The sequence below is a fragment of the Deinococcus malanensis genome (genome assembly GCF_014647655.1).
GTDB classification, from domain to species: Bacteria; Deinococcota; Deinococci; order Deinococcales; family Deinococcaceae; genus Deinococcus; species Deinococcus malanensis.
Window position 1 is genome coordinate 1 of sequence record NZ_BMPP01000021.1, and the last position, 11844, is coordinate 11844.

7 protein-coding genes, 1 pseudogene and 1 riboswitch are annotated in these 11844 nt (G+C 60.2%); of the genes and pseudogenes, 4 read left to right on the plus strand and 4 right to left on the minus strand.

From position 1 onward, the window contains the following. Positions 1-98: 98 nt before the first annotated feature. Both IEY49_RS18310 and IEY49_RS21570 read right to left on the minus strand, forming a co-directional pair. Positions 99-575: an alpha/beta fold hydrolase gene (locus IEY49_RS18310; protein WP_189011419.1), complete on the minus strand. Its 477-nt coding sequence runs from the start codon at positions 573-575 to the stop codon at positions 99-101. 43 nt (positions 576-618) lie between these two features. Continuing rightward, positions 619-774 (minus strand): annotated as a pseudogene (locus IEY49_RS21570) (IS3 family transposase); the annotation flags it as partial. Positions 775-978: 204 nt separating this feature from the next. Between IEY49_RS21570 and IEY49_RS18320 the strand changes: the two are divergent. Next, the gene (locus IEY49_RS18320; protein ID WP_189011421.1) at positions 979-3309 is read left to right on the plus strand and encodes an ATP-binding protein; all 2331 of its coding nucleotides are present in this window, start codon (positions 979-981) and stop codon (positions 3307-3309) included. 284 nt (positions 3310-3593) lie between these two features. Here IEY49_RS18320 and IEY49_RS18325 read toward each other — a convergent pair whose 3' ends face one another. Beyond that, positions 3594-5141, minus strand: a complete 1548-nt coding sequence (locus IEY49_RS18325; RefSeq protein ID WP_189011423.1) for a sensor domain-containing diguanylate cyclase — start codon at positions 5139-5141, stop codon at positions 3594-3596. Positions 5142-5446: 305 nt separating this feature from the next. Then, positions 5447-5522, plus strand: a riboswitch (cyclic di-GMP riboswitch). Positions 5523-5914: 392 nt separating this feature from the next. On the opposite strand from IEY49_RS18325, the gene IEY49_RS18330 reads away from it, so the two are divergent. The 3 genes from IEY49_RS18330 to IEY49_RS18340 all read left to right on the plus strand — a co-directional run bounded on the left by IEY49_RS18330 (position 5915) and on the right by IEY49_RS18340 (position 10420). Then, positions 5915-7420, plus strand: a complete 1506-nt coding sequence (locus IEY49_RS18330; RefSeq protein WP_189011425.1) for a hypothetical protein — start codon at positions 5915-5917, stop codon at positions 7418-7420. A gap of 151 nt (positions 7421-7571) precedes the next feature. Then, complete coding sequence (locus tag IEY49_RS18335; protein WP_189011427.1) at positions 7572-7949, plus strand: hypothetical protein; 378 nt, start codon at positions 7572-7574, stop codon at positions 7947-7949. Beyond that, positions 7946-10420 carry an acyltransferase family protein gene (locus IEY49_RS18340; protein WP_189011429.1) on the plus strand — a complete coding sequence of 825 codons (2475 nt, stop codon included), beginning with the start codon at positions 7946-7948 and terminating at the stop codon, positions 10418-10420. The genes IEY49_RS18335 and IEY49_RS18340 overlap by 4 nt, the downstream gene beginning before the upstream one ends. 180 nt (positions 10421-10600) lie before the next feature. Here the strand turns inward: IEY49_RS18340 and IEY49_RS18345 are convergent, their stop codons facing one another. Next, positions 10601-11800 carry a lipopolysaccharide biosynthesis protein gene (locus tag IEY49_RS18345; RefSeq protein WP_189011431.1) on the minus strand — a complete coding sequence of 400 codons (1200 nt, stop codon included), beginning with the start codon at positions 11798-11800 and terminating at the stop codon, positions 10601-10603. Between the last annotated feature and the right edge of the window lie 44 nt (positions 11801-11844).

Below are 11844 nucleotides of genomic sequence, written 5' to 3' on the forward strand. Positions count from 1 at the left end.
ACCTTGATGGCTTTGAAGGAGAAGCTGACTGGCGCGTGGCAACGTGTCCGGTATGTAGACCTCCCACAACACCTGATGGGTGCAAACCTACGCCGTGATCAATAAGTTGGCGCCAGAACGTGCTTCCCTGTCCGGTCCAGGAAGGTGTTCAGGACGGTCTTGTAGGCCTCGGGCTCTGTGAAATTGGGCAAGTGCCCCACCCTCGGCAGGAAGGCGGTTTCTGCATCTGGAAGGTGCTGTGCCAGGTAGTGCGCGACGCTGGTCGGGACCGCGCTGTCGGCCCGGGTCTGCGTCACCAGCACCGGGTGCCGGGCTTGCTCCAGCAGGTCACGGTAATCGGACTCGAAGATGGCCCGCGCCACCACACCCGCCACTTCCGGCCGCACGCCCCGAACCCGCTGTGCAACCTCCTGGAGCGCCAGGGACACCGGCTGGTTGAGCAGCATGCCGGTCAGGGCGTCCTGCCAGCCCTGCCGCCCATCCACCAGGCCGTAGAACCCGTCGACGTCGGCCCGTTCGAAGCCACCCCAGTACGTCTGGTCGTTCAGGTAGCGTGGACTCGCCCCGATGAACACCAGCGCGTCGAACTGGGCTTGGCCCGATATTGCGTAGCTGAAGTTAAGCGGCTGTAGCTTGGCGTTCGAACTCCAGTGGCGTCAAGTACCCAAGAGTTGAGTGACGACGCTGGCGGTTATAGAAAACCTCGATGAATTCGAAGACCGCGTGTCGAGCCACTTCCCGGTTCTCAAAAACGGTGTCGTCCAACAGCTCCCGGGCGGTCCCGGCCAGGTTGCCGCTGGTTCGGGCCAGTCGCACGGCATCCCGTTTGAACTCGGCGGTGTGGATTCTGCGATCAGTCATGATGGTGCCTCCTATCGTGGGGGCTTATCTCCATCGACGCCATATCGGGTCACCCTCACGGTCAACGCGAAGGCATAAACTGCATGTGAACCTCAGATGCCGACGGGGAGGGCTGAAGTGAACCACGACCAGACCAGCGAACACGAGCGGGAGAATGAACGACTGCTGGAACTTGCCCGGTTCGATATTCTCGATACCCTGCCGGAAGCTGCATACGACAATATCGTCTGGCTCGCAGCCCACACCTTAAATGTGCCAATCGCAGCTATAAACTTCGTCGATGACCAGCGCCAGTGGAGCAAAGCATGTATTGGGACCCTCACCCTCGCAGGGGACCGACGGCACTCGTTTTGCGCGCATGTCGTGCATACCCGTGAGACCATGGTCGTTCCCAACACCCGACAGGACCCGCGCTTTCAGCACAACCCCTTCGTGACTGGCGAGCCCACCATTCAGTTCTACGCAGGTGCGCCTATCATTACTGGTGCCGGTCATGTGATCGGCAGCCTCTGCGCGATTGACCGCAAACCCCGGCTACCGTTTTCCCAGCAGGAGCGCGAGGTCCTAGAACGATTCGCTGCGCTTGTCGCCAGCGAACTCGAACTGCGCGTCAGCCAGCGTGCAGTGGAGCAGACCCTGGCATATGCGCAGGCGACCAATGCCAGACTTCAAGCCAGTGAAGCGCAGAACACGGCGTTGCTGTCCGCAATTCCTGACACCCTGATTCACCTGAACAACCAGGGCCGGGTGCTGAGTCTTCAGGCCGGCGCCCTTTCCCCCACTGTGTTTCGCGGCGCGCAGCACATTCAAGACGTCCTGCCGCCCCAGGAGACGGAAGCGCTACAACGTGCCATCCATTCATCTCTGCACGAAAATGATGTCCTCTGCCTGGAAATGCTCCTTTCGGGAGACAGTGTGGCTACCGAGTGCGAGGTGCGATGTGTGCGCATACAGGATGACGAGGTTCTGGTGATGCTGCGCGACGTCAGTGATCGCAAACGCGTGGAGCGCATGAAAAGTGAGTTCGTGTCCACCGTGAGCCACGAACTCCGTACGCCGCTCACTTCCATCCGGGGGTCGCTGAGCCTGATCGCAAGTGGAATATTCGGCGAACTCCAGCCGCGCGGACAGAACCTGGTCGGTATTGCGCTCAGCAGCACCGAACGCCTCGTGCGACTGATCAATGACCTGTTGGACGTCGAAAAACTTGAGTCCGGCAAGCTGGATTTTCACATCAAGGCCGTGGACCTTGGAAGCCTCACCGAGCAATCCGTGGATGCGAATCGAGGATACGCTCAACAATACGACGTCAACCTTGAGTACCTGAATGACTCGGGTGACGTGCGTATTCAGGGTGATCCAGACCGGCTGACTCAGGTCCTGGCGAACCTGATCTCAAACGCCGTGAAGTTCTCCCCCCGTGGAGAAACCGTCACCATTGCCCTTGGCCGTCATGCAGACCGGGTACGGGTGAGTGTACGCGACCGGGGTGAAGGCATACCGCAGGAGTTCCGCAGCCGGATCTTCCAACGTTTCGCTCAGGCGAACGCGGCAGACACCCGTGAGCGAGGCGGCACCGGGCTCGGACTCAGCATCAGCAGGGCCATTGTCGAGCGGCACGGTGGAACCATCGCCTTCAACGATCATCCAGAGGGGGGGACGGTGTTCTGGTTCGAGCTTCCTGTGCTTAGCCCTGCTACGCCCACCGCTGGGCCGGGTGCCGTGAGTCGCAGGGTACTGGTGTGCGAGGATGACCCGAACATTGCCCATGTGCTGCAGCTGACCTTACAAAAGGCAAACATTACGGCTGACCTGACCTATAGCGCCGAGGAGGCCGAGCAGCGGCTCCTCGAACACACGTATGACGCGCTCCTGGTGGACTTGCTACTTCCCGGTAAGGACGGCATCTCATTTATACGAGAGCTGCGCAGCCGGCCACAGACGGCTGACCTGCCGATCGTGGTCTTGAGTGCCGTTGCTGATGAAACGAAAAGTACTCTCTTGGGTGACGCTCTGTATGTGGTGGATTGGCTCAACAAACCCCTGGACACGCCAAGGCTGCTTTCCGCCGTGCGTCTGGCCTTGAGGCGGGATGACCATTCAAAGCCACATGTCCTGCATGTCGAAGACGACGCGGACCTGCGAGAAGTGGTGGGCCAGGTTCTGGGCGAGCTGACGAGGATCACCCAGGTCGGGAGCGTGGCAGGCGCCCTGACCGAGCTTCAACTCTCTCAGTTTGATCTGGTACTTCTGGATCTCGGCCTGCCCGATGGAAATGGACTGGAACTGCTGCCTCACCTGCGTGCTCAGTTCCCTCCCGTGCCGGTGCTGGTGTTTTCTGCAAGCGAACTCGACCGCCCCAGCGTGGAACGGGTTGCTGCTGCCCTCATGAAGTCACAGACGTCCAACGAGACCCTCGTACAAACCATACAGGCCCTAATCAAATAGCCATGTGCCTGTGGTTCCCAGTGACTGTTATCTCCGCGCCGAAGCATGGTGGCAAAACCATGTGCTCATAACCTCATCCCATTGTGCTTCAGGCAAAAAAGGGAGGTGAGCCAGGACCTGCATTCTGCCCCGTAAGTCGAATAGCCCCGCTCAACGAGGATTTCGCGTTTACGCTTCGAAATCGCCTTTCAAGAATGTCCAGTGCCGAAAGATTTCCTGTTAAAGACTGCCAATTTGGAGGAAAAGAACTCCCTGCCAATATCGTCCCAGGTCCACCAGGACTGTCACACTTTCGTCGGCAGTTGCGCACGCAGGCGCTGGCGGCGTCGTTTGGCTTCATACATGCGCTGATCGGCCTGTCGTTCCAGGTCCGGCAGTTCGGTGCCAGAAAAGTACCCCGCTTCTGCCTTGACCACGCCAGTACTCGCGCCCAGGGGCAATGCCGTCACCTGACGGGCAGCCAGGGTCGCAATATCGACGTGCTCCATGGTGTCGTCCTCACTTGTCGGGTCCAACAGCAGTGCGAACTCGTCGCCTCCGTACCGGTAGGCTTGACCAAAGTCCCGGACTTCATGGTGAAGTGCCGTAGCGAACACCTGAAGGACACGGTCACCTTGCGCATGCCCTTCGACATCATTTACAAGCTTAAAGCCGTCCAGATCAATCAAGGCCAGGGTAAATGACTGCCGTGAATGTGCCCGCCTCTCAAGATCCTGGTCAAACGCGCGGCGGTTGGCTACACCGGTCAATGGGTCCCGGCGCGCCTGCAGAACGCTGGCTTCCAGCACCGAGTGCCGGACAAGCGCGGCGCGCACGCTCCGCCCGGCAGCGTCCAGCAATGCCCGGTCACTGGCGCGCCACGCGGCGCGGCGACCTCGGTCAGCGCGAACGGCAATCAGCAGGTAGTCGATGTTCGCATGCTGACCGAGTGGCACCCACGCGGCTGACTTGAGCCCAGCCTCAACCCCTTCCGGCAGTGCCAGGGGATGCTGCGGGTAGTCCTCGAGATAAGTGGTGTGCTTCGTGTTTCGTAGGGAACGCGTCACGCCGCCCGCGAGGTCGGGCAGGCGCGCCGCGAATGCCAGCAGGGCTGGGTTCAGGTCAGGCTGGTGGTGGGCGACCTGAACGGTCATGGTGTCCGCTTCAAAAGCCATCAGTCCGGTCCAGTCCGCGTGAATGGCTGTTCCGATCAGGCGCGAGACTTCCAGGGTGGCCTCCTGAGGACTCAATGTGGCGTCCAGCAGCCTGTTGATGTCTTCCAGAACCTGGGCGTGCGTCACCAACTGGCGCAATTCCTGCAGCTGCTGGCCCTGCATGCTCACCTGGGACTGAAGTGCGCGGTTGTGCAGCCGCAACTCGAGTTCATCCATGACTAACGCTGCGAGATCCTGGAGGGCCTCCAGGTCCGCCGGCTCAAGGTCAAGGGGCGCATCACCGAACACGCACAGGGAGCCGATACGGTGTCCACTGGGCGTGGTGAGTGGTGCGCCCGCGTACATCCGGATACTCGGGCTCCCAAGGACCAGCGGATTATCCAGAAAACGCTGATCCTGGCGGGCATCCGCCACCGTGAGGACCTCGTCGCTCAGGATGGTCCAGGCACAAAACGAGTGCTCGCGCGGAGCTGTGCTGTCGGTCGTCCCGAAACACGACTTTCCCCATTGCCGATCCTGATCCACAAAATTCAGAACGGCTGAAGGCGCTCGCAGAGTCCGGGCTGCCAGTCGGGTGATGCGGTCAAAAGCCTTCTCAGGGGCTGTATCGAGAATGTCGTACCGGGCAAGGTCCAGGAGCCGGGCGTATTCCTGTTCAGGCTGAGGAGCGCTCGACATGCTGGCAATGTAGAGCAGCCTACCTGACATGATTCTTGCGTCAGCGGCGGAAAAGACAGACCAACACTTCGGTGGTTGAGCGCGACTGAATTCGAACCCATCGCTCCCTTACCACCGAAATGACCGCCTGAACGCCATATCCTCAGAAGGCACTCAAAGCTGCCTTCAAACCAGACGTCCGTATCGACCTTACGTGAGAAGCGGCCCGTGAACCAGCGAACTTCACGTTATCCAGGTGTAAGGGGAGCGTCATCAACACTTCTCTAATCTGTGCAAGGTGACAAGCCTCCTGGCCTGTCTCTCTTAACCGACAACGGCAAAACCACTGTGAGGTGGTGACGCAAAGCTTCCGGGACCCCAGTGGTCGGCTGAGCTACCGAAAGAAGGGAGGCCTTGTGGGCATCCGTTACGTATTCAACTCTATGTTGCCTGTCGATGCCCTTCGTGGCCTGTGCCAGCGGTATCGCCTTAGCAGCCGGGCCACACCGAAGTATAATTGGGAACAACGCCCGGGCAAGGTGTTTCTGTCGGAAGCCCTGTTACTTATGGGCCTGATGCTGACAGCGTGTACAAGTGCGCCCACCCGCCCAACCGAAGTGACCAGTGCTGTTGGTGCTCAGTGGTCTCAGATGACCGCCTCTGAGCTCACCAGTACGGGAGCGCCAATGAAAGGGGCAATGTACTGGCCACGGCTGGCAAGGAATCCCTCCTGGTGGGGGGAATACGAACGCGGAGAGCTGACGGACGAACAGGTTCGAGCTGATCTTCAGCAGATGAAGAGGGAACTGAACATCAATACGGTGCGCGTCTTCCTTTTCTACGACCATGAATACCGCGCCTGGGGACAACTCGGATTTACAGATGGAAAGGGCACATTCAATGATGCGCGCTTACAGACAGTCAGCCGCTTTATCGACCTCGCAGGCGCCGAAGGTCTGGACGTCGTCCCCACCCTGTTTATGGAGATGGAGACCTTGGAACATGGCGGATTTGACTGGACCACACTGGAGACAAACTACGGTTACCATGAAGCTTACGCCCGCTGGGTGACCCGGATGCTGGCAGCCAAAGCCAATGTACACGGCGTCAATCTGAAGAACGAGCCGGACGGGTTCGGCGCGTGGGCAGATCCCGAGGTCGCGGGCCGAATCCTGACCTGGATGGGCCGCTTAAAGCAGGTGATCAAAGACGAGGCGCCGCATCTGGGCGTGTATGTCAACAGTGCCGCGTTCGACAATACCTTCAAGAAGTTCGAAGGTGCGCCTGTGGGCCACCAGTCGATCTACGACCTGTCTGACGCGCTGTTTTTCAACAGCTACCTGTGGGCAGACAACGGCTTCTGGCCTTATGCTGTCCCCGCTACCATCTACCGGTATATCAGCGACCATAACATTGCTCGCAAGCCGATGGTTCTCTCGGAACTGGGCTGGCCTTCCTACAATGACGACAGTGGCATGATCGTACCTGGCATGCAGTGGGATCTGCCGCTCGGGTTACGGCCCACCACGCCGAGTACGCCCGAAATGCAGAAGCGTGCTGTAGAAGAAAGCGTCTACTGGGCGGAAAAGTACGGGTTTTCCGGCCTGATTGCGTGGGCGGCCTATGACCACGTTCCGGGAGCATACCGGAACCCTTTCGGGCTGATCGACGGATCAGGCCGGGCCTCTGCGGCAGCCGCAGTCTTTGCCCAGGCGTTTACGAACCAATATTCCAGCCAGGGAGAAGCTCCGGTGTCGCTGGTCGATGGTCAAGTGACCGACGGGAAGATCAATGGCCTGAATGGCACCACTCCCCTGCCGGCTGGCGTGAACCTTGACGCAGGAGGGTCGTACGCCAGTCAGCCTCTACGGTACGCCAACCCAGTCTCGCTCGCAGTCAAGTTCCGTCAGCCCAGAACTCCTACCCATGACGGAGTTGCAGTAGGCATTACCTCGGCCGCGACCACTCCCAAGGTGATTCAGTTGCGCCGGGAGGAGCACACCAAAGTCTGGCGCCTCTTTATCAACAACAGCGAAACCGCACGCTCTCGTCCTGACGCAGGTCTGGGGACCGCGCCTGTACACGTACGAATTGAACTGGCAAACCGTGCGGTCACGTTCCAGGTCAATGGCAGCGCCCTGACCCTGTACTCCGTCAAAAATGGAGGGCGCTACAGTCTGACTCTGACAGCAGGTGAAGTCACGGCGCAGTGGCGTCTGACTGCGGCGGCCAGTACGGCCGCTGTGGAGCTACTGGAAGCGAGGGCACACGGGACGGCAGGCACTCGCTACTCTCCCTGACCCCTGTGCTCGTCTTCGCGGCGCCCAAGCAGCCCTTGGGAAGTAGTGAACCACTGAACTTCAGCATCTGGAATGTTTGTCCTCCAATTCCGGTTCTGCCGGGAGCGCATACCGGATTTCTCCCATCTCCCCTGCCACTACCGGAGGAAAAGTGCACCTTGACCGCACTGCTGGCGTCACGGCGCTGAACACCGGATTGACGATGATCGACGCGGCCTACAAAGCCTGGCATTCGGTTAAACCAGGGAGCGGGAGAAACCATGATCATGGCCTCCCCAAGTGTTTCATCCGACGATGGATCTTCGTTCGTTGGATGAAAGAGCGGGTTGCAGAATACGCAAGTTGCCCCGTCGTCGGGCGCATCCCTGAAGTTGAACAGGTTACATATCCTATCTACGTGCATGGCCCGCTGCTGCACCTGACTGGAGACCTGGACCCGGCACGGCCCACAAAACGTGAAGATGCCCGTGCGATCTCAAGTTTCCGTGAGCGTCACATACACGCTCGTTTTTTTAAAGTGACCGTGTGACCACATCGCCGCTCCCTGCACCAACGCTGCATGCATTGACCGGCCTGCGTTTCCTGGCGGCGATGCACGTCGTGCTGTATCACTATGGCCTGCGGACCTTCGAAGGGGCACCATTCTGGGTTTCCAACATCCTCCATTCCGGCTATGTTGGCGTCACGCTGTTTTTCGTGCTGTCGGGCTTCATCCTGACCTATGTCTACCTTGACGCCGATGCCCGCCGGACGGTGGACGCCCGCAAGTTCTGGATTGCTCGTGTCGCTCGAATCTACCCCGTCTACCTGCTGGGGTTGTTGCTGTGGCTGCCTTTTTTCATTGGTAAGGCTTCTGGGGACTACATCTCACCCTTGACGGCATGGCTCACAGGTCTAACGGCGCCTCTTGCACTACAGGCCTGGATCCCCAACACGGCCTGCGTCTGGAACTGCCCATCGTGGTCAGTGTCTGTGGAGGCCTTTTTCTACCTTCTGTTTCCTCTGCTGGCCGCCCTGCTGTACCCAAAATTCCGGGTCGCCACGTCGGGCGCGTTCGCCCTGACCTTCCTGGGATTATGGTTGCTGTCCCTTCTGCCCCCAACGGCGCATCTGATAACAGAGCGTTCAGGCAGCGCGCTGGGCACCTATGAACCCTGGCTCAACGCCGTGAAATTCAACCCACTCACCCGCCTGCCTGAGTTCCTGATGGGCCTTGCCCTGGGGAAGTTTTATCTTACACGCCGGGCACAGGGGCGTATGGACGTCCAGGCAGGCACAATCCTCGGACCCGTGGTGGCGTTGGCCCTATTGCTTATACTGGCCTTCAGCGGCAGCTTTCCGTACGTGTTTCTTCACAATGGCCTGCTGGCTCCCCTGTTCGCTGCGCTGATCTACGCGTTGGCGACGGGGAAGGGCGTCCTCACTGCCGTTCTCTCCGTTCCATTTCTGGTGCTGCTTGGCGAGGCGAGTTACTCGATGTACATCTTCCACGCCCCCCTCTGGGACTGGCTGTACAAATTCTCTAACACCGCTGGGATCGCGACTAACGGGGGGACAAGTCTATCCTTCCTGCTCGTCTACCTGGCGCTGATCGTCGGCGTCTCGATCCTGACGTTCAAAAAGATTGAGATTCCTGCGCGTGACGTCCTGCGTAACGTCCTCAGCGGAAAGCCGGCGCGCAGTCCAGCCGTGCCACGGGACGCTTCCGTGCCTACTTGGCGCTTCAATCCCCGACGCCCGGAATTCATCACCGGCGTCACAGTGGGTCTTGTCGCCGCCGCAGGTTTGCTGCTGCATCCATTACTGGCCCGCGCCGAATCTCCGCGAAGCACCCTGCCCGCCGTCGCGACCGCTCAGGATGCGCCGGGCCGGACGGGTAACCTGCTTGACCCGGCGGCGTTGGCTCGGGGCGTCGAGGCAGCTGGATGGAGGCCTGCGGGAGGGCGGTGGACGGCTCAGGATGGTGCGGTGGTGCAGGAGCAGACAGAGGGCTATGACCTGGCCCTCCTCTCCACCGGCATCTACCAGCCGCCATACACCTTCCGCGTGGCCCTCCGGAACTTGCAGGGGAACGGGGACGGGATCATGTTCAATGCTCCCCTTGCTGATTCCAAAAACGGCGCGCAACTGGTTCGTTACACCGACGATGGCAGCGGTCTGTTCTGGGGGCACTTTGACCAGAAGGGTGACTTCATTGGAGCGGGCTTCGCACAGACCCTGCCGCCTCAAAAGGCTGGACGGCACGTGCTGGAAATCCAGGTGGGCACGGACAGCTACAGCATCGTCCTGGACGGTCGGCAGCTTGCCAAGACTATTCCTCTTCGCTCGCGTGCTGGTCATATTGGGCTGACCACATCCGTCGGATCGGCCGCGTTTGACAGCGCAGAGGTCACGGTAGAGGGCGCCCCTAGTGCTACGACAGCGCCCGAAATGCCAGATCCGGCACCTGCCCCTACGGCTGAGAGCACAGGTGCTTTCCGTGAACCATTTACCGGGTCGCCTGAGGCTACCGGGTGGGCGCCTGTTGGTGGTAGCTGGCAACTGCAGGCACGCACTTTCGCTGAGACCACCGAGGAGGGCTACGATCAGGTGTTGCTGTCTCCCCGGGTATTCCAGGCCCCGTTTGTTCTGACCGCCCGATTCAGGAATCTGACCGGCAACGGGGGGGGCGTGATATTTGGCTCACCGGAAGGCGAGAGCAGAACCGGGCGTCAGCTGGTGCGCTACAGCGACGACGGTACCACGCTGACCTGGGGATACTTTAACGAGCAGGGAGATTATGAGGGTCAAGGATCAGCTCCTACGACACCACCGGGCACGGAGCTTCACACCCTGAGGGTGGAGGTCGGGTCCAGCACGTATGCCGTGCTGCTTGACGGCAAACGGGTTGCGCAGGATGTGCCCCTCCAGACGAAGTCAGGCCGCGTGGGCATGCAGAGTTCGGCAGGCACGGTCGCGTTCGAAGCCTTCGAGGTGGATTCCGCTGCAACAGGCCCTTGAGTCAGTTTCCGGCACCTGATCGGACGCCCCCCGGCACCACAGGTGCCATTGATACTTTCCCCCGTAGCCACTGCAAGACTCCTGGCCAAAAAAGTGCGTCCAAGGCGTCATATCAACTATCGGGATAGCCACCGCCAAGTGCAGATGCCGCCCAGTTGCTCCTCAGGACAGAACCAGCAGTTAACCAGAACGTTGTCTTCTCCTCTCAAACCACACCACAGAGAGAAGGCTCAGCACCAGCAGTCCCCCCTTGGCGGCCATCTGGCTCCAGACAACCTCGCTGAGGGTGTCATGGAAGAGACCGATCAAAACCAGTTGCGCGGCGGCCCCAAGAAGCGGGAGGTAACCTGCGGCATGCTCGCCTAGCGCCAGATAATGGTTGCTGATCGCACTGGCCAAAGCATAAAGCGTCGTCAGCAGCGCATACGGGCCGACCAGTGGTGCTCCAGGGAGGTAAGCGTCTCCATACAGCAGTCCAAGGACCCACTCAGGAGCCACCGCGCACACCAGTGTGATTCCCCCACTGATCAGGCCCACGGTTCCCAGCGCGACCCACAACAGCAGGCGGGGGGAGGCTCCGGCGTTCTGCCGCGCGGAGACCATAGGAAACAGCGCGGTCCCGATGGCCCAGGAACTGTAAAACACCACACGGCCAATCATCGCGACGGCCGCATAGATGCCTGCCTCCTGGCGTGGCAGGAGGGCGTTCACCATGAGGATGTCACTGTTGATGATGACGGCCTGAGCGCCCAGGTTGGTGAACACCGGAGCTGAATACTGCAGTACCTCCTGCTGACGGGCGAGTGTGACCTGAAGGGTGCTCTGATAGCGCTTCAGATGCCAAATGGTGGCGGGCAGCGCAGCCAGGGTGGCCGCCACCGCCCCTGTGGCTCCCGGCAGGACCAGGAGTGCCAGAGGGGTCAGCAGAATCTTTATGGCATGCTCGAGCACCATGTTCAGGCCGAAGCCGCGGAAGTTCTGTAGTCCCTGAGCTTCCCCGCGCAGAACCCCCAGCCATGCGTAGAAAGGAACCAGCACTCCCAGCCAGACGAGCCAGCCTGCGGGAAGATTCAGCAGCGGGGAGAGCCAGAACGACCCGGCTACCAGCACCAGGCCGAACCCGCCTCCAGCGATCCAGGCGAGGCGGGTTGTGTAGGCCGCCACGCTTTCATTTATGGCAGCGTACCGCGCTCCTGCCTGCTGCAACGTGAGCGGCAGCAGGGCTACGAGGAGGAACAGGGAAATAAACGACGCGTAGGCCCCATATTCCGACGGCCCGAATACCCGTCCCAGCACCACCGCATACCCATAATTCAGGACATTGACCACCAGCATCGAGAGGAACAGGACTCCTCCACCCTGAATCACCTTCCTGATCATGCCGGACACACCTGATAGTAACAACGTCAAAATTCCCGCAGCCA